The organism is Amaricoccus macauensis, from assembly GCF_014201905.1.
Taxonomy (GTDB): Bacteria; Pseudomonadota; Alphaproteobacteria; order Rhodobacterales; family Rhodobacteraceae; genus Amaricoccus; species Amaricoccus macauensis.
The window spans coordinates 56,767-76,875 of record NZ_JACHFM010000006.1; the positions used below are offsets into that span (position 1 = coordinate 56,767).

The 20,109-nt window shown below is 62.7% G+C and carries 16 protein-coding genes; 1 reads left to right on the forward strand and 15 read right to left on the reverse strand.

Features of this window, described 5'->3' with window-relative positions; translation table 11 throughout:
- Positions 1 to 245: 245 nt before the first annotated feature.
- From cas3 to trbG, 7 genes are all read right to left on the reverse strand, one after another.
- Positions 246 to 2,708 (reverse strand): CRISPR-associated helicase Cas3', encoded by a 2,463-nt coding sequence (cas3, locus tag HNP73_RS20985; RefSeq protein WP_184154835.1) that lies wholly within the window; start codon positions 2,706 to 2,708, stop codon positions 246 to 248.
- Between the two features lie 819 nt (positions 2,709 to 3,527).
- Entirely contained in the window at positions 3,528 to 6,818 is a 3,291-nt protein-coding gene (locus tag HNP73_RS20990; protein ID WP_043610839.1) for a DEAD/DEAH box helicase, read from the reverse strand.
- Positions 6,811 to 7,665 carry a hypothetical protein gene (locus HNP73_RS20995; RefSeq protein WP_043610840.1) on the reverse strand — a complete coding sequence of 285 codons (855 nt, stop codon included), beginning with the start codon at positions 7,663 to 7,665 and terminating at the stop codon, positions 6,811 to 6,813. The genes HNP73_RS20990 and HNP73_RS20995 overlap by 8 nt, the downstream gene beginning before the upstream one ends.
- A 40-nt stretch (positions 7,666 to 7,705) precedes the next feature.
- A complete protein-coding gene (locus tag HNP73_RS21000) occupies positions 7,706 to 9,640 on the reverse strand; it encodes an ATP-binding protein (protein ID WP_156133934.1) in 1,935 nt (644 codons plus the stop codon).
- Positions 9,641 to 9,992: 352 nt separating this feature from the next.
- Positions 9,993 to 10,229 carry a DUF2274 domain-containing protein gene (locus HNP73_RS21005; RefSeq protein ID WP_043610843.1) on the reverse strand — a complete coding sequence of 79 codons (237 nt, stop codon included), beginning with the start codon at positions 10,227 to 10,229 and terminating at the stop codon, positions 9,993 to 9,995.
- A gap of 2 nt (positions 10,230 to 10,231) precedes the next feature.
- Entirely contained in the window at positions 10,232 to 11,368 is a 1,137-nt protein-coding gene (locus tag HNP73_RS21010; protein ID WP_043610845.1) for a TraB/TrbI/VirB10 family type IV secretion system protein, read from the reverse strand.
- Positions 11,365 to 12,363, reverse strand: coding sequence for a P-type conjugative transfer protein TrbG (gene trbG, locus HNP73_RS21015; protein ID WP_221288975.1), 999 nt, complete (start codon positions 12,361 to 12,363; stop codon positions 11,365 to 11,367). The genes HNP73_RS21010 and trbG overlap by 4 nt, the downstream gene beginning before the upstream one ends.
- 18 nt (positions 12,364 to 12,381) lie before the next feature.
- On the opposite strand from trbG, the gene HNP73_RS21020 reads away from it, so the two are divergent.
- Complete coding sequence (locus HNP73_RS21020; protein ID WP_043619056.1) at positions 12,382 to 12,759, forward strand: nuclear transport factor 2 family protein; 378 nt, start codon at positions 12,382 to 12,384, stop codon at positions 12,757 to 12,759.
- A gap of 5 nt (positions 12,760 to 12,764) precedes the next feature.
- Here the strand turns inward: HNP73_RS21020 and trbF are convergent, their stop codons facing one another.
- From trbF to trbB, 8 genes are read right to left on the reverse strand one after another with little or no spacing between them, the layout of a single operon-like run.
- The gene (trbF, locus tag HNP73_RS21025) at positions 12,765 to 13,454 is read right to left on the reverse strand and encodes a conjugal transfer protein TrbF (protein ID WP_043619053.1); all 690 of its coding nucleotides are present in this window, start codon (positions 13,452 to 13,454) and stop codon (positions 12,765 to 12,767) included.
- The gene (gene trbL, locus HNP73_RS21030) at positions 13,451 to 14,812 is read right to left on the reverse strand and encodes a P-type conjugative transfer protein TrbL (protein ID WP_043619050.1); all 1,362 of its coding nucleotides are present in this window, start codon (positions 14,810 to 14,812) and stop codon (positions 13,451 to 13,453) included. The genes trbF and trbL overlap by 4 nt, the downstream gene beginning before the upstream one ends.
- Before the next feature lie 3 nt (positions 14,813 to 14,815).
- Positions 14,816 to 15,103 carry a putative entry exclusion protein TrbK-alt gene (gene trbK-alt / locus HNP73_RS21035; protein ID WP_043619047.1) on the reverse strand — a complete coding sequence of 96 codons (288 nt, stop codon included), beginning with the start codon at positions 15,101 to 15,103 and terminating at the stop codon, positions 14,816 to 14,818.
- Positions 15,104 to 15,116: 13 nt separating this feature from the next.
- Entirely contained in the window at positions 15,117 to 15,896 is a 780-nt protein-coding gene (trbJ, locus tag HNP73_RS21040; RefSeq protein ID WP_197067154.1) for a P-type conjugative transfer protein TrbJ, read from the reverse strand.
- An 8-nt stretch (positions 15,897 to 15,904) separates the two neighbouring features.
- Positions 15,905 to 18,472 carry a conjugal transfer protein TrbE gene (gene trbE, locus HNP73_RS21045; protein WP_043619041.1) on the reverse strand — a complete coding sequence of 856 codons (2,568 nt, stop codon included), beginning with the start codon at positions 18,470 to 18,472 and terminating at the stop codon, positions 15,905 to 15,907.
- A gap of 13 nt (positions 18,473 to 18,485) precedes the next feature.
- A complete protein-coding gene (locus HNP73_RS21050) occupies positions 18,486 to 18,767 on the reverse strand; it encodes a VirB3 family type IV secretion system protein (RefSeq protein ID WP_043619038.1) in 282 nt (93 codons plus the stop codon).
- On the reverse strand, positions 18,767 to 19,093 hold the full coding sequence (locus tag HNP73_RS21055; RefSeq protein ID WP_043619035.1) for a TrbC/VirB2 family type IV secretion system protein: 327 nt from the start codon (positions 19,091 to 19,093) through the stop codon (positions 18,767 to 18,769). Before HNP73_RS21055 ends, HNP73_RS21050 begins: the two co-directional genes overlap by 1 nt.
- Entirely contained in the window at positions 19,090 to 20,025 is a 936-nt protein-coding gene (trbB, locus tag HNP73_RS21060; RefSeq protein WP_425486653.1) for a P-type conjugative transfer ATPase TrbB, read from the reverse strand. The genes HNP73_RS21055 and trbB overlap by 4 nt, the downstream gene beginning before the upstream one ends.
- Positions 20,026 to 20,109 lie beyond the last annotated feature (84 nt).

Consider the following 20,109-nt stretch of genomic DNA (forward strand, 5'->3'; position numbering starts at 1 on the left):
ATCTTCATGGTTGTAAGCGAAATCCTATGGACGGTTAACGCGCCTTGGCGGGCAGATTCACTTGCTGGAGCCAAACGGCTGTCGGTGGTTCATCGGACGCTGCCCCTGCTCCGTCCTCCGAGCAATCGCCTCGCGTGACCAATCGGCGAAATTGGTAAACCGCTGTCCGTTTGTGTTTTTCTCTCTGTTTCAGTGAGCTGCTGGCCGCCAAATGCCCACTACGCTGAAATCGCGCAGAAAGTCCGTCACGCCCCGCTCGTCGTTGAGGTGAACAGCAGGCCCCGCCGTGGATCATAGCGCAGCCCCTCGCAGATCCCCCCATTCTCCCCCACCGGACAGACCGTCAGGCCGGCGCGTTTCCACTCCGGCCAGTCGGCGGTGAAAGCCGCGATCTCCGGCGCCGACTGGTCCGGCAGGGCGAGACCGCGGAAACGGGTCTCCCGGGCGCTGACCTCGCTCAGCAGCTCCGCCTCCGCGCGGGAGGCGGCCTCGGCCCAGGGGCTGAGGCCCGCGGGCGTGCGGCGCACCAGCAGCAGGGCCCGGGTCGGCCGGCCGAGGCGCGTGGGGTAATCCCGATCGTCATTCGCGCCACCGCCCTCGCGGTAGCCCTTCGCGATCTTTACGATGTTCAGCCGGGCGAGGCCGGCCGCGGCATAAGCCTCCCCCGCGGCCCTGTCCTCCGACGCCCGGATCCCCTCGGGGACTCTCAGCAGATTCTCTCCATGCACCGCCTCGATCAGAGCGCGAAGGCCACCGGGCACCACGATCTCGCCGGCCCGGAACAGGACCTCAGCCGTGCGCCATTGCGCCGCCAGGCCATAGACCCACGCGCCGCGGGGCTGCACTTCGGCCAGCCAGTGGGCATCCGCCGGGCGAGAAGGGTCGGGGGCGATCACATGCAGGACGGGGCGGGGAACGGGACGCCCAGGGGCGGGACGCCGGGACATATGACGCCAGAGCCGTCCCGCGCGCTGGACAAGCGCGGCAACCGGGGCGAGATCAGAGACCATAACATCGAAATCGTAGTCGAGGCTCATTTCCAGAACCTGGGTGGCCACGATTACCCGACCACGCCCGTCTCTCCCCCGCCGCTCGCCCTCTGGCCCGAAGGCGGCCAGGGCGGCGGCCTCGATCCGCTTGCGGTCGGCGAAAGCGTAGCGGGCGTGAAGCAGCTCTGCCTCCACGCCGGCCGCGCGCAGAGCCTCGACCGCAGCGATCGCGTCGTCCACCGCATTTCGCACCCAGGCACAGGCGGCCCCCGCTTCCGAGGCTCGGGCGATCAGCGTCACGGCCTCGTCCGGCATCGTGAGCCGGGCAACCTTGACCGAGCCCTTGGGCGAGATGACACCGGGAAAATCCCGTACCGCCGCCGCGCCGGGTATTGATAGGGCGGGATAGGCGGGCTCCGGGTCAGGAGAAAAGTCTCGTCCCGCGCCCTCCTCGAACGCGCGGGCGAGCCGCGCCCGTTGGCCGAGCGGCAGGGTCGCGGTCAGCAAGATCGCCGAGCCTCCGCCCTGGGCGTGGAGGCGAAGCAGCGCCTCCAGCTCCTCGGCAAGATAGGGATCACCCAATTCGTGCACTTCGTCCACGATCAGGATTTTCGCCGCCAGCCCATGAATCCTCAGGGTGGCGAAGCGGGTCGGCAGGATCGCCAGCAGCGCCTGGTCGATCGTGCCCACGCCAATATCCGCCAGCAGCGCCCGGCGGCGGCTGTCGGCAAGCCACGGGCCGCAGACCACCGTGTCGGACCAGCCGGTCTGCTCCCTCACCTCGCGGAACTCCGGCGAGAGCGCGGCTCGGCCATGTGCCAGCGTCAATGACGGCGGCGCGGCGAACAACGCGCGCATGACCTTGCGCGCCCGCTCGAACATGGCGTCGGCAGTGGCCATGGTGGGGAGCGCGAAATAGAGACCCCGCCCCTTGCCTGCCAACAGCATCCTCTGCGCCAGCAGGAGCGCCGCCTCGGTCTTGCCGGCGCCCGTCTCGTCTTCCACGAAGGCGAGCATAGGGCCGTCGCGCAGGGGAACCTCCAGCACCGCCTTCTGCATGGGCCGGACATCGACGCGGGCGAAGGCGAAGGATGGCCAGTCCCCCGCCGGGGCAGGCGGCAGCAACCCGGCCTCCTCCACCGCTCTGGCTGCCCGCCGCCGTGTCTCCACCAGATATGCGGCCGCCGATGCAGGGCTCTGCGCCGGCGGGAACCACTCCGGGTTCGACCCTATCCAGTCGGCGACCACGGTCAGTCCCGAAAGCCGCCAGCTGAGCGCCCTGGCTTCCGCGCTGTCAATCCCGCCGAGCGAGGCCTCTGGCCAGAGGTCGAGGCAGACTTCCACGAAAGCCTGCGCATCTGCCGCCGCCTCCGGTCCCGCCATCACCCGCATCCTGCGATGGTCCGCGGCCGTATCGCTCGGGGGCCCACCGTGGTGCCCCGCAATGGCGGCGACGAGCGGCTGGAGAGTGAGATGGCTACCGCCAATCCGATTGCAGATCAGATCTTCCATGGCTTCCGCGCGCAGCCAGGCCTCCGTCACCTGCCAGTGGCGCCAGGTCTGGGCCCCCTCGCCGTGGAGCATCCTCCGGAATTGAGCCCCGATCTTGCCGAGGTCGTGGAGTGCCACGAGCAGGCAGAAAAGGTCACGCCTTCCCGCGGGAAGGTCGGGATCTGATGCGGCGAGCAGGACTTCCGCTACTGCGGCGACATCGAGCATGTGGCAGGCAGCGGGATGCTCGAGGCCGCCCTCTTGTGCCGCGCTCTTTCCAGGCAGTCAGTTAAATAGGACCGCACAGTCTTTGGACCAAATTGAAGCAAAGTCCCATACCTACTACGGTAACCCGGTAACGATCGCTATGGGCCGGCCGGCGCTTGCGGGTGCCGACGGAGATGAGGCGGCTGAAGGCGCTGAAAGACGAGACCGCGCGGCCGAAATAGCTCGTTGCCGAGCTGAGTCTCGACAGGGAATGCTGCAGGACGAGGCGGCGAGGCCGGCCCGCCGCCATGACGAGGTCCTCTGCCCCCTGAAAACTGGACCGCCCGCTTCTGGAAATCCGGCTACGCTTGAACGGCCGGTGAGAAGCGGAGGAACAATGAAGCCGAGTAGGTATTCGGACGCGCGAGACAGTTGTTCATCCTGAAGCGGACCGACGAGGGCGTGCCGATCGGCGACGTCTGTCGTGCCGCCCGCTTCCTGCTGTGCTTCCGTAGACTGCTCTTCTTCACGTCTGTCTCCTTCGGGTGACGGACCCTCACTCAAATCGAGGGATCGGGAAGGGGGCAGGTCAGTGGCCGCTGCGCGGGCTGAGGTTTCTGCGTGTGCTGCTTGCGGCGGATTCGAGGACGGATACGGGCTGCGGCGTCGTGCTGCGGGGCGGGATGGGCCGTCCGTTGGCTTACAAACGCAAGACGCCGCGGCCTTTCGGCACGCGGCGTTTGGTATCGTTGGTTGCGGGGGCGTGCAACTACCGATACCGACATTCACTACAAGTCACTGTCTGAAATGGAGCAATCGGCGCTTGGATCGTTTTGACGCCTATTCCTCGTCGTCCAAATCCGTGAATGACTGGAGCAACATTGCCGTAGTAACCTCGTCTCGTACAACATCCATTTCGGCGGATGCACCCGCCTTGAATGACCCACGCAATGAAACATATGCTCCAAAAGTCTCAACCCGCGAGGCGTTTGTTGTCATTTGTCTTAAGGCCGTATGATGACGATCATGATCCCCAACTCTTACCATCTGTGGCAACATATCAACCACGGGAAGTGAAACCCCGCCCTCTTCAGCGTTCTTGTAAGCGGCGATCTGCCCAAGCACGCCACACAGAAAGCCGAGATCAGGGGCGATGCGTATGGCGAAGCGGCGAGCCCGTTGTGCTGTTGAGGATTGGTTTGCTCGCTGTTTGACCTCTCCTTCGTGCTTCCGAATGAACGCGAGAAGCCAAGCCTCGATCTCGACCAGCGTGCGTCCTGCGCACCACATTGAAACCAACGTCTTGAGCGCTCCCAATATCCGCTTAGCGGTGGCCTTAGGTATTGTTGTATTCGTGTAGGCGCGGCCGAAAACGGACTCAAGAGCTGTTTCCCTGACGAAGATCGTCAAATCCAAAGGATGTTCGGCCACTATATCCAGCAGCCAGTTGATCCAGTCCTCGGTAGCCGTCTTTTCAACTGGCGCATGATCAAACGCCTCGACCAATCTTTCGATCAGCCTTGGCGGAACACCATTGCGGACAGCAATTTCCCGTTGCCAATCAAGAACGGGCGGATCTTCCAGTTGTTCCTCGGCAGCCCTGAGCGCGGTTCGGCGACGTTCTAGCCATTTGTCCGCCCCCAAAGCATTAGCTTCCCTACGCCGGAAAAACCCCAGCGAACGGCGAACGATATCGTCGAAGCCACTCTCTCCTGCTGTGGTGACAGCAGACAAACGCCGGATTATCGACTGCACTTTTGGATCAGGGTTAGCGGATACCTCGATCCGATCAAGAAGCAACTCTATCGGATCATAAACCTCCTCACAGGCATCCTGCTCGGAGAAAACGGTCTTCAGAATTCCTTCGGACGGAAGAGAGAGGTTCCCTCTTTCCACACCGATGGGTTTTGCGGGAACAACGATTGCCAGACCGGTTGCAGCATACGCCGCGCGTCCAGCCCTCCCGAGCGCATTGAGTATCTCGTGAGGACGCAAGTCCGTGCGAGGATTGCCGCTTGGGTCATCAATCGCGCTCCTGTCGGTTCCTGCAAGAATCACGACATCGCACGGCAGATTCAACCCTTGCGCAATTGTAGATGTCGCGGCAACCACATCAAGGCCCAGATCCTCACTCTCAGAATCCCTGCGAACCCGAAAAACGCTTTCCGTCAACCGCCGCTCCAATGGCAGCAGATCACCATGATGCACCGCTGCTCTGCACCCCATGGGATCGAATGTGGCTTCGGCCGCTCCCACATCCCTGAGAACTGACTTGCGCATTTCCTCCTGCGTCTCATCCAGAGCGATGGTGGCCGGGGCCAGTAGTCCATTGATCTGATCCGCAACGCTCCCGCATGCTTTAGTATCGTTGCAGAAGACGATCACGCGCTTTCCTACGGCCGCATAGTCGGCCGCGATCCGCGCAGCGACTTCGTTCCTGTTCGATGTCAATTTCCCCTTGGCATTTTTCACGAGCGGCGGCCGTTGATCCGTGAGCGCCTGCACGACCAGCTTCTCCGACCTTTTGGGGTGCCATCCAGAAATCAACGAAAAGAGTCCAAGAGGCTGTGCGGGGACCCGACTCCGCGCGGACTGGGTCTTCGCCTTCGATGCCGCTTGCACAGCCTCAAGCACGTCAGAGCGATCATAGATGACGCAAGAGCGAAGTTGCCGTGTTGGCTTCCAAGGATCGTCGAACGCTTCGACCTCCCTTCCCGTCACGGCCCGCAGCCAACGAGCGATTTCGGCGCCGTTGGCGACCATAGCAGACAGCAGCAGCAGGTCTGCTTCCTTGCGATGGCGGAGAAACGTCAGGAGCGCTAACATCGCATCAATGGCGCGTGCGCTGATTTTCGATGACGTAGCCGGATCGTCGGCACTGATGAGATGGAACTCATCGAAGACGAGGAGGCCGACCTTGTCGAAAAGCTCAGGCGCGAAACCAAGGAGGGCAAGGCAACGCTCGGGTGTCATGACGGAGAATGGTGGCAGCTTGTCCCCAAGCTCTTCGAGCGCAACGTCTTCAACAACGCTGACCGCCTCTAGGCCTCCGATTTGTGCAGAGAGATCGGTCTCTACCTGATCTACGAGAGCGTGAGTAGGAGCCAGGTAGACGACGCTCTCGCCCGCGCATAGGGTTGCTGCGATTTTCAGGACAGATAGCGTGGTCTTCCCCGAACCAGTGGGCGATGTCATCACCATGGACCTGCCACGGTTCAAGTATCCCGTCCTGACAGCTTTCAGATGATTGATCCATAGAAATGGGTGCGATTGCGTCTGAGACAGAAGCCAGTCGGCCCATGCCTTAGCTTGCGCTCCAGATGGTGTTGGGAGTCGAACCAGCATCGCGGCCTGCATTCCATCAACAAGCCGACTCAACAGTGTGGCCAGATGATGTGGACCGGCAAACTGGTGCTGCACGGTTCCTTCCAGCGCTACGTTGATCTCCACCGCTGAGGCCTCCGACAAGCGGATAACACGCTTGAGCCTTGAGCGGATATCAGGGTCGGACACAGCGCTCCCGCGCGCCTCCTGTCCAAGTCCCTGAACCACGTAGGCACATTCCCTTAGAAGAAGATCAGTGGCTACTTCTCGGCTATCTCCCATGGCGATGGAGTCTTCGCCGAGGTCACGCTCTATCAGCGTCGTGAGATTGCCAGTTGCCAATTCCCGAAGACTCAGGATCAGAGATCGTCTAACCGCCCGCCGTTCGCCTCTGGCCCTGAGCTGCCCCGCCACTTCCGCTGCGTCCGCCGCCCGATCAGCAATCAGGAACAGTAGCGTTGCGGAGATTGATGATCCAATAGCATCACTCGAAATAACGGTTGGACGATCCAATGCAGTTTCACGAACGCGGCTCAAGATCTGATGAGCACTAGCTGCGACGAAAGCTGCGGCACGCGTCTGCTCCGGTCGAAGATTGAGTGCAACATAGGCTTCAAAAGTCGAAGCAAGACGCCTTACCCGGTCGATCACTCCGCTTGCAGGCTCAGATTCACCTTCACGGGACAGAAGGCGAACTGTCGCCAACTCAATGTGAGCCGCCGTCAACAACTCATCCAGCGTTTCAGGATCGAGACCCGGTAGATCAGGAGCCTCCCGTAGAAGAGCGCGGGAACTTGGATCAAACACCGGCGATCTCCTGGATTTTAGCCGCCACCTCGCCGGCGAGAAGAGCTAACCCTTTGCGCACGTCCTCGAAAGCCAGCACTCCGGCCGTGCGACTTTCGAGCTCACCACCAGCGACCGTTTCAAAACCAGCTATGATATGCAGAAAATTTCCGGCCTTGCGCTGATCTTCGCCGGTGGCCACGGCAACTCTGAACTCGCGAGCACCTTCCCAAAACATTTCGTCGACCGCTGCCTCAGCATCGATGTCAGGGACACTCTTTAGCAAGGTTACGAGGTCGGCGAGGATTTCATCATCGCGATCACCGCACAGAATAGTTCCGATCTCGGGCCATACGCTGGAGCTTATAAGGCTGCGCGGCGATTTCGAAGCCTTGTCCTCACAAAGCACAATGCGCTTGATCTCGCGCCCACCATCTTCCAGTTCGATTATAAAGCCGTCGAATCCCTTGTCTGCCTGTCGGACATGAGGCGATGTCATATAGCCGTTCGGAAGAGCTAGCCGCGCCGCAACCCAGGAGATATGCTGAAATAACAGTCCGTCCCGGTGAATAACGGATGTCCTTATCCGCTTTCTTGCCGCCTCCTTCTGTTCGTCGGTTCCCGACCGGAAAAGCTCAACGTCTTCGGCACGCGGAGCCGTCAGCTTCCTCACGACATTCTGAGCGACCCTGCCTTTTGAAACGCGCCGTCGCGGTTCCAAAGCATTGATCACTCGCTGAGCGTTTTCCTCCTGTCGCAAATAGAGATAGGCGATAATTTCGATCAGCTTGGCACGATTTTTTTTGCCAATTATCCATTCCGAAAAATTACATTCTGTAGTTGGAGAGGGATTTATAGACAGTGGCATATGGTTTTCGCCCGAGGCAGTCCGTCGCTAGCTAGAATGATTACGCAGCACCCGCGACCATCATTTGTGAAATCGTAGCAAGCCAACCTCTGATCTCATTCTGAGGGTCTGCTACGGCTAGCCTATCGACGGTCATCCGAGATATCGCCGTGTTGTTGAGATAGCGCTTCGCTGCGCTTTCCTTTTTCCGACGCTTCTCCTCGTCAAGGTTGCCCCAAGGGTCAGCACCATTAACCGCGTGGACCGCCTGCGCCACAATTTGGGGGACATCATCGAAATCGCCAAAAGGCACCCCAAAGGCGATGTTTATTTGGTTCAGGGCGTAGGCTTCACAAATAGCCTCATGGTGTAGGTAACTCTCCAACTCACGTTTTTGGGTTGCCACAGCACGGCATCCGGCACGGGCGTTAACCGCATTCATATGATCCACATACTTTGGTTGACCTGGCGGTGGATTATCGCGATCACAAATGTGAAACTCTGGTCTGTTGAACGGAGCCAGCCGTGAAGCCCATAAAGCTAAATTACTGCCCCCGAGGGGCACGAAAATGAGCTCACCATCTAATTCGAGCTGTTCGAGGTCGGGCACATCTTCGCCTGCGGCGATGAGTACCCGCGACACACCTTTGAGAAACGAAATATCATGCGGACCTTCGACACCGATGAAGATCTTCACATTGTGGTCAGGAAGCACTCCAAGCGATTTTGCAATCTCAGCCGAGGTCGCTTCGCTACCTTCGCTGATCAAACGAATTCCATCTTCTCCCCGCTGGATGAAGCGAAGATCAGTCTCGTCCAGATAACGAGCCAGCATGGGAGTATGCGTGGTGACTATGACTTGCTTACCGTCCCCATCTGAGAGTTCCCGAAGAGCGTTCAATAACAGGCGTTGGTTTCTAGGATGCTGGCTGGTTTCGGGTTCCTCGATGGCATAGATCACCGAAGATGAGCTTTTTTCCGCTGCGGACTTCTCAGCTTTCGCACGAAAAAAATTGAGAAGAACGAGGCGCTTCACGCCGCTCCCACGTTTATTGAGAGGAATACCCTCATCACCTGTAATACTCGTAGAAAACAACGTATCCCATTTTTTAGTCGCTATGACTGGGTTTAGGGTTTCAGCAACGGATGCATCCATTTCCCGCAATTTATCTACAGTCGCAGCAGCAATTTTCTTTACCTCACTTTCAACATAATCTCGAACTTCTTGCAATTTCGGTTCGACGGCCTTGATCGCCTCTCTGATTGCGGCCTTCAGAGGGTCTTGAGCTTCCGCATCCTGATCCGTACTAGCTCGATCTGACTTAAATAGCGCAAATGTCGGCAGGTATTGCTGTAACTCGGCCCAGACCTGTTTGCTTCCCTCTGCATCCAGCGACACCGCGGCCGTTGCTAGTTTGAGGTCGCCACAGCTCTGCCAGATCGCCGCTCGCACGAGAGCGTTCGCCCTCTTGTCCACGCCATCCAAATTTACACCTTGATCGGCCGCCCGCTTGGCAAGTTCGGCCTTTTTGAGAGTGAGAAGGTCGCTATACCCCGCTGCCGTCGGATGGTCCGCCAAGGCTTCGATCGCAGTAATCTTCGGCGTCCCTAGACTTCCATTGTAGGTCTTCCGAATGACGAGCGTTCCATTCGCACTCAGAAGATACTCACCAGAGAGCGTGGTAGGAAATTCAGCATCCACTACCAGCTGTTCAGGAAGCTGATCGAATTCGCATGTTATGCGCATCTGTTTCGGATCACCTGCCTTGCAGGCGTCGTCCTTATCAGGCGAAGCAGTCTCAAAGAAGATCGCCAGCGCGTCCATGAGGGTAGATTTACCTACGTCATTTCTACCAACGAGCGCGGTCAGGTTACCAAAGCGCACCGTGACAGGTGCTGAGTAACAACGAAAATTCTCAACTGTAAGACCAACTAAACGCATCATCTGCCCCCCGGAAACAACCACGAGTGTCTCTACAACTTCCAGTACGGTCAATGCTTTTGTGGCGGAACCCCCTATCGCGAAATGCCCAATACGACGGGCAGTTCAGCCATTGCCCGACATGAGCGAGCTCAGGTCGGAAAGCTGCTGGCTTTGCGTAGCGAGAAGCTGGTTGCCGACCTGGGTCGCTTGCAGCGCGCCGGTGTCATTCTGGTTCTGGACAACTAAGGTCGACTCACACCGGCAGATGACCTAGGATACACAGTTGCCAGCGCCCGACCTCGACAAAGAGCGGAGCGCGCTTCGCGGCCCGACCGCCAGGAGATCTTGGCAACTGGCCCCTCGATCAACTGAACTGTTTGCTGGCCCGGCATACCGAGCAAACGTCATCATCGCGTATCATTACTTAAGCTGTCTTGGCGTGCTGTTGGACACGCCGAGCCTTTGCAAAACCCCGATCCGTGGCCATGAACCGATGCAGCATCGGCACGATCAGCCTGACGGGATCGGCGACGGGCTGGCCGCTCTCGCGGGCCAGCACCTCGGCATAGGCGACAAGATCGCGATGAAGCGGCCCCGGCAGCTCCAGCATCACCTTGACCGGCTTGTCCTCGACGATGGGGCCGAGTTTCAGCTTGGTCATGGTCAACCTCCTGCCGGCTCGAATACAAGGTCGCGGGTGACGATGATCCTGACCGGGAAGCCCGGTCGGATGGTGAGCGTCGGCGCGACCTGCAACTGGCGCTGAACGATCTGCTGGCCGGCCTGATTGACGGTATCCTGCGCCCCCTCGCGGATGGCGCGGATCAGTCGGTCCTCGTCGCTGGTCGCCAGCTCCGTGCCGACTGCGAGCAGCGTGGACAGCCCTGCGGCCTTCATCAGATCCCACCAATGATAATCGACGCCATCCTCCAGTCCGGCATAGCCGCTGGCGTCCGCGCCCGGCAGGCGCTCAAGGACGATGGAGCGGCCGCCCGGCAGGATCAGGCGGTTCCACACCAAGAGCACCCTGCGCTGGCCGAAGGTCACGCCGTCATCGTATTGGCCGATGATGCGCGTGCCCTGCGGGATCAGCAACAGCGAGCCGCTGGGGCTGTCATAGACGTTCTCCGTCACCTGTGCGGTGATCTGGCCCGGAAGGTCGGAACGGATGCCGGTGATGAGCGCGGCCGGGATCACGGCCCCGGCCTGAAGGATATAGGGTGATGCCGGCGGCACGACGCGATCCGGGGCGACGGTCTGCCGGTCCACCGGCCCGTTGAGAAACGCCGCGTGGCGATCCTGTGTCGCGGGCTGCCCGCCGAGGCCAAGACCGGCAAGGCCGGGCATGGCCGTTCCTGCCGGCGATCCCGTGCGCGGGCCGGACTGGAAAAAGACGTTGCTCAAGCGCGCGGCTTCTTCCTCGGCCCTGCGGCGTTCTTCCTCTGGATCGACGGCGGGCGTCGTGATTGCCGGCGTTACAATGGGCTGTCCCCGATTCTGCGCGTCGAGGATCGGGCGGCCGAGGTCGCCGGGCAGCGCCGGGCCGAGCGCCGGCCCGCTATAGTCGCTCGGCAGGCCGGACAGGCCGTCCGCCGTGGGCCGGTTCTCGGTCGAATAGAGTTCGTCGCCGCCCGGTCCTGCATCGCGGGTCTGGAGCGCGTAGATCAGCGCCCCGCCGATGCCGAGAAGCGCGACGGCCCCGACGCCTGCCAGCATCTTGCGGGACAGGCGCGTAACGCGGGGCGGCTCGGCGCGCAGGCGCATGGGTGCGATGGTGTCGGTGATGGTATTGTCGCTCATGACGGGGTGTCTCCGGTCGCGCTGGCGGGCTGCGCGGCGGCGGCCTGCGTCGGGTTGGTGCGAACGATCCTGACGACCTGCTGGCGATTGCCGCTGCCAAGGCGCAGCTCGGCCGCGCCGAACAGGCGGTCCACGATCAGGACGTTCTGGTGGATGCGGGAATTGACGATCTGCGGCTCGCCGTTCGCGCCAAGCACGAAGATCGGCGGCATTTCGCCCTGCACGATCCCGGCCGGGAAAACGACATAGACGCGGCGTCCATCGTCGAAGACGGAAACCGGCCGCCATGGCGGGCTGTCGCCCTGCACCTGCAAGGCGTAGCGATAGTTCCGCGCTGCGTCGGCCGGAATGATCGGCGCGACCGGGACCGTCTGGCGCTGGCCGGCAGGCGGTGCCGGATAGGCCCATGCCACGGCCGGCATGTAGAGCGATTCCCGCGCGCGCAGCTCGATCATGTAGGTGCGCCGGTCGGTGGTGACGACAAGGTTGGTGGAAATGTCCGGCCGCGTGGGCTTCACGAGGATATGGACACGGCGGTTTGCGCCGCTGCCGCTCTCGGTGTCGCCAATAATCCACCTTGTCGTATCGCCGGCCGCGATCGGCCCCGCGCCTGTCAGGCTCTCGCCCGGCTCCAGCGCAATGGTGGTGATCTGCCCGACTGCGGCATAGACCTGATAGAGCGCGCCTTCCGACCACGGATATATCTGGATGGCGTTGTAGTAGCCTTCCCGGCGCGGCTCGACGCGGGCGGCGGCATTGGCGTTCTCAACGCGGCCGGTCGGCGTGCCGGCGGCGGTGCCGCCGCGCGCCACGGTCCATGCCGGGGGCACATGCAGCGGCCGAGGCGTGTTGTCGGTTGCCGCCGCCTGCATGGTTGGCAGCGGCGGCACGCTGGCGTCGTAGCTGAATTGCGGCGTCCGGTTGGTCGCGCAGCCTGCCAAAGTAATTGCAAACGCCGTCGCAAAAATCGCATAGGTTAGCGACTTCAGGATCAGTAAGGAGGAACCGACAGAATGGATTCTGTGCCGACGATTGTTGCCCGGTATATCGACGCCTACAACAGGATGAATGTTCAGGCGATGCTCGACTGCCTGTCGGACGACGTTCGGTTTATCAACAGATCGAACGGAGAGACGACGAACGAAACGCACGGGATCGAGGCATTTCGCGCGCTGGCGGAACAGGGCGTCCAGTTGTTTGCTGAAAGAGAACAGACGATCCTCGACTGTATCGCGATAGACGACCGTGCAGCCGTGCGCATCGGCTATCGCGCCAAGGTCAAAACCGACCTGCCCAATGGCTGGAAGGCCGGGCAGGAGATCAAGATGACGGGCACCTCGTTCTTCATGATCTCCGAGGGAAAGATCAGCGAGGTGATTGATGCAAGCTGAGGCTTTCATTGGCTCATCTCCCGCGACCACGAAATTGCATTGACGTAGATGCCGAGCGGATTGGCGCGCAGTCGCTCGGCATCGCGCGGGGTCTGGATCACGATGGTCAGGATGGCGGTCCATCGTTCCGTAGTGGAAAGCTGGCCGTTCTCGTAGTGCCGCTCCACCCACGACACCCGGAAGGAATCCGGCGATGCCCGGATGACCGATGACACTTCGACGGCGATCTGCTGGCGGCCAACCTTGGTGAAGGGGTCATTGGCGCGGGCATAATCGTTCAGCGCCGCCGCGCCGCGATCCGTGGTCCATTCATAGGCGCGAAGCCAGTTCTGGCGGACAATGATGGCGTCGGCCGGGATCGCGCGGACCTGCTCAATGAATCGGCTAAGATGGAAAGCAATCTGCGGATCGGTCGGGCGATAGTCGGCATTGGCGGGCGCGACGGTTTGCGCCTGACCGAGATTGTCCACCTGAACAACCCAAGGCACCACGGTGCCGCGCGCCGATTGCCAGACCAATGCCGAAGCGAAGCCGACAGACAGGATCAGCGAGCCGAAGGCCATGAGCCGCCAGTTCCGCGCCTGCACGCGAGCCGAGCCGATACGCTCGTCCCAGACTTGCGCGGCGCGCTGATAGGGCGTCTCGGGTTCCGGCGTCTTGCCGTAATGGGTTGCTGGTCGTTTGAAGATGCTCATGAGCGGTCACTTTCGGAAAGGTTGACGGAGGAACCGGAGCCGTGGCTGTCGCCGGAGCGGACGGCATGGGCGGTCATGGTGGTGCCATGATTGAGGGCCTGCCGGCGCTGCATCCGCTGCGCCCAAGCCGGAGAGCTGCCGGCCGGGTTGGATGGCGCGGCTGCGGGTTCGGCGCTTGCGCCGCCGACCGTTCCCATGGTGGAACTGCCGCCGCTGGCCCCGAAGCTGCCCTTCACGCCATCGAAAAAGCTGGATTTGACGGATTCACCGGCACGCGCGACGGCGCGTTTCAGGGGCGAGATAGCGGCGGAACCAGCGGCGCGCGCCAAACCGCCCATGCCGGCAGCAACACCAGCCGCACCGGACTGACCGAGCGATCCGACGCTATAGGCAGCGGAGGCAGCGCCTGCGGTTGCCGCGCCGCCACGAACGGCAGCGGCTCCACCGGACAGGGCAGCGGCACCGCCCTTGGCGGCAAGCATGGCCCCGCCGCCAGCGGCGATGGCCGCGCCGCCGACCGCAAGCCCGGTTCCCACAGCTGCGCCTGCGCCAAGCTGGGGTCCGCCCGAAACAATGCCGTTGGCGATGCCGGGACCGAAGATGCCGAGGCCGAGCAGCGACAGGGCTGCCAGAACAATCGCCATAGCGTCGTCCACGGTGGGGGTCGCCCCACCGAAACCGGCTGTGAATTGCGAGAAGAGCGTCGAGCCGATGCCGATAATGACCGACAGCACCAGCACCTTGATACCGGAAGAAACCACGTTCCCCAGAACCTTCTCGGCCATGAAGGCGGTTTTGCCGAAAAGGCCGAAAGGGATCAGCACGAAGCCGGCGAGCGTGGTCAGCTTGAACTCGATCAGCGTCACGAAAAGCTGGATGGCCAGGATGAAGAAAGCAAGGATCACCAGCGCCCAGGCAAAGAGAAGGCAGACGATCTGGACCAGATTCTCGAAAACCGCGATCCAGCCCATCAGGTCGGAAACGGATTCGAGCAATGGACGGCCCGCGTCGAGGCCGGTCTGCGCCACGCGACCCGGCCGCATCAGATCGGTGACGGAAAAGCCGGTGCCCGAGGCCATCAGGCCGAGGCCGGCGAAGCTCTCGAAGACGATCCGCGCGAGATTGTTCCAGTTGGAAATGATGTAGGCGAAGACGCCGACGGAAAGGGTCTTTTTCACCAGCCGCGCGACCACATCGTCATCGGCGCCCCATGCCCAGAAGAGCGCGGCGAGCGTCACGTCGATGACGATCAGCGTCGTGGCGATGAAGGCGACTTCGCCGCCGAGCAGCCCGAACCCGCTGTCGATATAGCTGGTGAAGATGCCCAGGAAGTTGTCGATGACCCCCGTTCCCCCCATAGCTCACTGTCCTCCGGTCTGCTGCGGAGCTTCGGGCGCAGGAGTCCTGCCAAGGAAGCGGTCGCGGGATTCAGCCCAGGCGGCGAGGCAGCCGGCGTCATTCGCCGCCGCCTCGCCGCGCTGCTGGCAACGGCGCAAGGTTTCGCGCAGCGGATCGGCCGGGGGCTGGAGGGCCGATGCTGGCCTTGGCGCGGAAGGCTCGTCCTTCCGCGCCATGTCGATTGCGGTCGCCGTAACGGCGATGGCGACGAACACCACGGCCCCGAGGCGGGCCAGTATCTTGCCGTCCATGGCGAGCCTCCCGTCAGTTGTTGCCGTTGAACATCTGCGCGTTGCCGGGCTGGTAGCCGGTGCCCGGCGTCAGGAACCGCTCGCGCTGGATGCGGCCCTGTTCGGCAGCGGTCGCGCGCTCCGCCTCGATCAGCGCCTCGGCCCGGCCGTTGGCCGACATGACCGCGATCAGATCCGAAAGCTGCTGCGATTGCAGGGCGAGAAGCTGGTTGCCGGCCTGCGTGGCTTGCAGCGCGCCGGTCGCGCCCTGGCTCTGGCCGACCAGCGCGGCCATCTCGGCGCGATTGCTATCGATATTGCCGACAACACCCGCCTGGACGCGCATGGCGTCCTGCAAGCCGCCAACGGTGTTCTCCCACCGGCTGCGCGCATCCGCGATGAGCTGCTGGTCGGTCGCGGTCAGAGACAGATTGCCGTAATCCTGCTGGAACATCTGGTCGATGTTCTGCACGTCGAAGGCGATGTTCTGCGCCTGCCCGAGAAGCTGCTGCGTGCGTTGGACGTTCTGCTGAAGCTGCTGGAGGGAGGAATACGGCAGGCTCGCAAGGTTGCGAGCCTGGTTGATCAGCATCTGGGCCTCATTCTGGAGACTGGCGATCTGGTTGTTGATCTGCTCAAGGGTGCGGGCGGCGGTCAGCAGGTTCTCGGCGTGGTTGGTCGGGTCATAGACGATCCGGCCAAACCCACCGAAGAAGGCATGGGCCGGTGTCGTGAACACCGGGGCCAGCGCCAGCGGTGCGGCAAGTGTGAGGGCCAGTGCGGAGGCGCCGACCATATGGGTGATGCGGGGCATTTTGCGCGTCATGGGGAAATCTCCTTTTCGTCCAGGGTGAGTTCGATCTCGTCGCCGACGGCGGCGTCGATGGGTGGGGCTTCATCCCACGGGGCGAGATTGGTGAGGCTCGGGATCAGGTCGGCTGCCCAAGCGACGCCGCGATGGCGCAGCCAGGCTGCCATAAACCCGTCGCGGTCGTTGGCGAGATGGATGCGCTCGATGTCAGCCTGATCTGATTTGGCGGATGCTGCGCAGAGCGCGAGGCCGACTTCGGACAGGCCCAGCTCGAACAGGCGATTGCCCCTGCGGCTTTGGCAGTAATAGTCGCGCTTGGGTGTGGCCCGCGCGAGGATTTCGATCTGGCGGTCATTGAGACCGAACCGCCTGTAAATCTCGGTGATCTGCGGCTCGATGGCGCGCTCGTTGGGAAGCAGGAGCCGTGTCGGGCAGCTCTCGATGATCGCCGGCGCTATGGGCGAATTGTCGATGTCCGACAGGCTTTGCGTGGCGAAGATGACGCTGGCATTTTTCTTGCGCAGCGTTTTGAGCCATTCGCGGAGCTGGCCGGCGAAGCCATCGTCGTCCAGCGCAAGCCAGCCTTCGTCGATGATGAGCAGCGTCGGCCGTCCGTCCAGCTTGTCGCCGATGTGGTGAAACAGGTAGGACAGCACGGCAGGAGCCGCGCCAGTCCCCACCAGCCCCTCGATCTCGAAGGCCTGCACGTCCGCCGTGCCGAGATATTCGGCCTCGGCATCGAGCAGCCGGCCATGAGCTCCGCCAATGCAATAGGGACGCAACGCCTGTTTCAGATCGTTGGACTGGAGCAGCGCGCTCAGCCCGGTGATGGTCCGCTCCCCAGCCGGTGCCGAGGCCAGCGACGTCAGCGCCGTCCAGATATGCTCCCGGACCTCGGGGGTGATCTGAACAGTCTCGCGCGAGAGGATTGCCGCGATCCAGTCGGCGGCCCAGGCACGTTCCGCAGTCTCGTGGATTCGCGCCAGTGGTTGCAGGGCGACCCCGGCAATGTCCTGAGCGAGAGAAATGCGCAAATCCCGATCCACGGAACTGTCAGGGCTGAAAACCCCGGCGGCGGTCAGTTCGCCGCCGAGATCATGCCAGTCGCCACCCATGGCGAGCGTAGCGGCCCGGATGCTGCCGCCGAAGTCGAAGGCGAAGATCTGGCTTCGTGCGTAACGGCGGAACTGGAGTGCGGCGAGAGCAAGGAGAACGCTCTTGCCCGCGCCTGTTGGGCCGACGACAAGGGTGTGGCCTACGTCGCCGACATGGAGACTTAGCCGGAACGGGGTAGAGCCTTCGGTCCTGGCGTAAAGCAGTGGAGCGTCGCCGAAATGCTCGTCCCGTTCCGGCCCCGCCCACACCGCCGAAAGCGGGATCATGTGGGCGAGATTCAAAGTGCTGATGGGCGGCTGCCGCACATTCGCGTAGGCGTGTCCGGGCAGGCTGCCGAGCCATGCGTCAACCGCGTTGACGGTTTCCGGCATGGCGGTGAAATCTCTGCCTTGAATCACCTTTTCGGCAAGGCGCAGCTTCTCGTCGGCAATGCGCGGGTCGGCATCCCAAACGGTGATGGTGGCCGTGACATAGGCCATGCCCGCAACATCCGCCCCAAGCTCCTGCAAGGCCATGTCGGCGTCGAGCGCCTTGTTGGCCGCATTGGTGTCCACAAGGGCGGACGCCTCGTTGGTCATCACCTCTTTCAGAATCGCGGCGATGCTCTTGCGCTTCGCAAACCATTGGCGGCGGATGCGGGTCAGCAGCCGCGTCGCATCGGTCTTGTCGAGCAGGATCGCGCGCGTGCTCCATCTGTAGGGGAACGGCAGGCGGTTCATTTCGTCGAGCAGGCCTGGCGTCGTCGCGGTCGGGAATCCCACGATGGTCAGGACGCGCAGATGCGCGTCGCCAAGGCGCGGCTCCAGCCCACCGGTCAAGGGCTGGTCGGCCAGCAGCGCGTCGAGGTGCATCGGCACCTCGGGCACGCGCACGCGATGCCGGTTGGTCGAAATGGTGGAATGGAGATAGGTAAGCGTCGCGCCGTCATCCATCCAACGGCACTCGGGCATGAAGCCGTCGAGCAAGGCCAGCACGCGGTCGGTGCGGTCGATGAAGCCGCGCAGCAGCTCCCACGGGTCCACGCCGGTTTTCTCTCGGCCCTCGTAGAGCCATGTTTCCGCGCGGGCCGCTTCCTCGGCCGGGGGCAGCCAGAGGAAGGTCAGGAAGTAGCCCGACACGAAATGCGTGCCCGCTTCCTCGAAACCGGCTTTCCGCTCGGCATCGACCAGCGCCGACGCGGCATCGGGAAAGATGCTGTCGGGATATGTCGCTGCCTCGCTACGCTGCGCCTCTACGAAGATGCTCCAGCCGGAGCCGAGACGGCGCACGGCGTTGTTGATGCGGCCGGCGACGGCGACCAGCTCGGCCGCGACGGCGGAATCCAGATCGGGACCGCGAAACTTCGCCGTCCGCTGGAAACTCCCGTCCTTGTTCAAGACGACGCCGGAGCCGACCAGCGCGGCCCATGGCAGATAGTCGGCGAGCCGGGTGGTGGTGCGGCGGTATTCGGTAAGGTTCATCATCGACGCGCCTCCCTCAAACCGCCAGATGGCCGGGGACGCGCAGATGCCTGCGCCCGACCTCGACGAATTGGGGATCGCGCTTCGCCGCCCACACGGCCGCGAAATGGCCGATTGCCCAAATGGCGATGCCGACCAGCCAGAGGCGCAGGCCGAGGCCCACGGCCCCCGCCAGCGTTCCGTTCATGATGGCGATGGAGCGCGGTGCGCCGCCGAGCAGGATATGCTCGGTCAGCGCCCGGTGGACCGGGATCGAGAATCCCGGCACCGCGTCGAGCTGTTCGAGTCCGCCCGCCATCAAACGAGAGCCCCGCCACCGAAGGAGAAGAACGACAGGAAGAAGCTCGACGCTGCAAAGGCGATGGACAGGCCGAACACGATCTGGATCAGCTTGCGAAAGCCGCCGCCCGTATCGCCGAAGGCCAGCGTCAGGCCGGTGACGATGATGATGATGACGGCGATGATCTTGGCGACCGGCCCCTCGATGGACTGGAGGATGCTTTCGAGGGGCGCTTCCCACGGCATCGACGAGCCGGACGCATGGGCGGCCGGTGCCATGAACAGGCTGACATAGGTGGTGGCCGTGGCGACGTGGCGACGCAGGCGCATGGCATGACGGATCATTCGGAATCTCCTTCTGGATCGGGGATGATCGGGGTAATGCGGTAGTTGCCGGCGGGATCGAGCCCGTCGATGCGGGCAAGTTCGGCGAGCCGGCGCGCGAAACCGCGCCCGGACAGGACAGCAACAAGGTCGATGGCCTCCCCGATCAGCGACCGGGGGACCGTGATGACGGCTTCCTGGACAAGCTGTTCGAGGCGGTGGAGTGCGCCGAGCGCGGAACCAGCATGGAGGGTGCCGATGCCGCCGGGATGGCCGGTGCCCCAAAGTTTCAGGAGCCCGAGTGCTTCCGGGCCGCGCACCTCGCCGACTATGATGCGGTCAGGCCGGAAGCGCATGGTCGCGCGCGACAGCTCGAGGAGATCGATCACCTCGTCCACGCTGCGCATCGGCACCTTGTTTTCGGCGGTGCATTGCAGTTCGCGCATGTCCTCGATGATAATGACACGATCGGCGCCCTTCGAGACTTCCGCCAGGAGCGCATTGGTGAGTGTGGTCTTGCCGGTCGATGTCCCGCCGGCCACGAGGATGTTGGCGCGTGTGGCAACGCCCAGGCGCAATGCCTCGGCCTGAAACCGGGTCATAATGCCAGCCGCCACATAGTCGTCCAGCGTGAAGACCGCGACGGCGGGCTTGCGGATGGCAAAGGCCGGCGCATCGACGACAGGCGGCAGCAAACCCTCGAAGCGCTCCCCGCTCTCCGGCAGTTCCGCGGAGACGCGCGGGCTGCGGGCATGGACCTCCGCGCCGACATGGTGCGCGACCAGGCGCACGATGCGCTCGCCATCGGCAGCAGACAGGCGCTCGCCGGTATCGGCCAGACCTTCCAAAAGCCGATCTATCCAGATGCGGCCATCGGGGTTCAGCATGACCTCGATGACGGAGGGGTCTTCCAGAAACCGGGCAATGGCCGGGCCGAGCGCGGTGCGCAACATCCGTGCCCCGCGCCCGATGATTTCCTGTCTGTGGTCGGTGAAGGTCATGTCGGCCCCGGTTTCTGGCGGGGCGCAACAGGTGGT

Bases quoted from the DNA above. Each gene is read 5' to 3' on its own strand.
- HNP73_RS21005 (WP_043610843.1), bottom strand. From the start codon at position 10,229: ATGACCAAGCTGAAACTCGGCCCCATCGTCGAGGACAAGCCGGTCAAG.
- trbK-alt (WP_043619047.1), bottom strand. From the start codon at position 15,103: ATGGACGGCAAGATACTGGCCCGCCTCGGGGCCGTGGTGTTCGTCGCC.
- HNP73_RS21055 (WP_043619035.1), bottom strand. From the start codon at position 19,093: ATGATCCGTCATGCCATGCGCCTGCGTCGCCACGTCGCCACGGCCACC.
- trbL (WP_043619050.1), bottom strand. From the start codon at position 14,812: ATGGGGGGAACGGGGGTCATCGACAACTTCCTGGGCATCTTCACCAGC.
- trbF (WP_043619053.1), bottom strand. From the start codon at position 13,454: ATGAGCATCTTCAAACGACCAGCAACCCATTACGGCAAGACGCCGGAA.
- cas3 (WP_184154835.1), bottom strand. From the start codon at position 2,708: ATGCTCGATGTCGCCGCAGTAGCGGAAGTCCTGCTCGCCGCATCAGAT.
- trbE (WP_043619041.1), bottom strand. From the start codon at position 18,472: ATGATGAACCTTACCGAATACCGCCGCACCACCACCCGGCTCGCCGAC.
- HNP73_RS21050 (WP_043619038.1), bottom strand. From the start codon at position 18,767: ATGGCGGGCGGACTCGAACAGCTCGACGCGGTGCCGGGATTCTCGATC.
- HNP73_RS20995 (WP_043610840.1), bottom strand. From the start codon at position 7,665: ATGCCACTGTCTATAAATCCCTCTCCAACTACAGAATGTAATTTTTCG.
- trbJ (WP_197067154.1), bottom strand. From the start codon at position 15,896: ATGCCCCGCATCACCCATATGGTCGGCGCCTCCGCACTGGCCCTCACA.
- trbB (WP_425486653.1), bottom strand. From the start codon at position 20,025: ATGTTGCGCACCGCGCTCGGCCCGGCCATTGCCCGGTTTCTGGAAGAC.
- HNP73_RS21010 (WP_043610845.1), bottom strand. From the start codon at position 11,368: ATGAGCGACAATACCATCACCGACACCATCGCACCCATGCGCCTGCGC.
- HNP73_RS21020 (WP_043619056.1), top strand. From the start codon at position 12,382: ATGGATTCTGTGCCGACGATTGTTGCCCGGTATATCGACGCCTACAAC.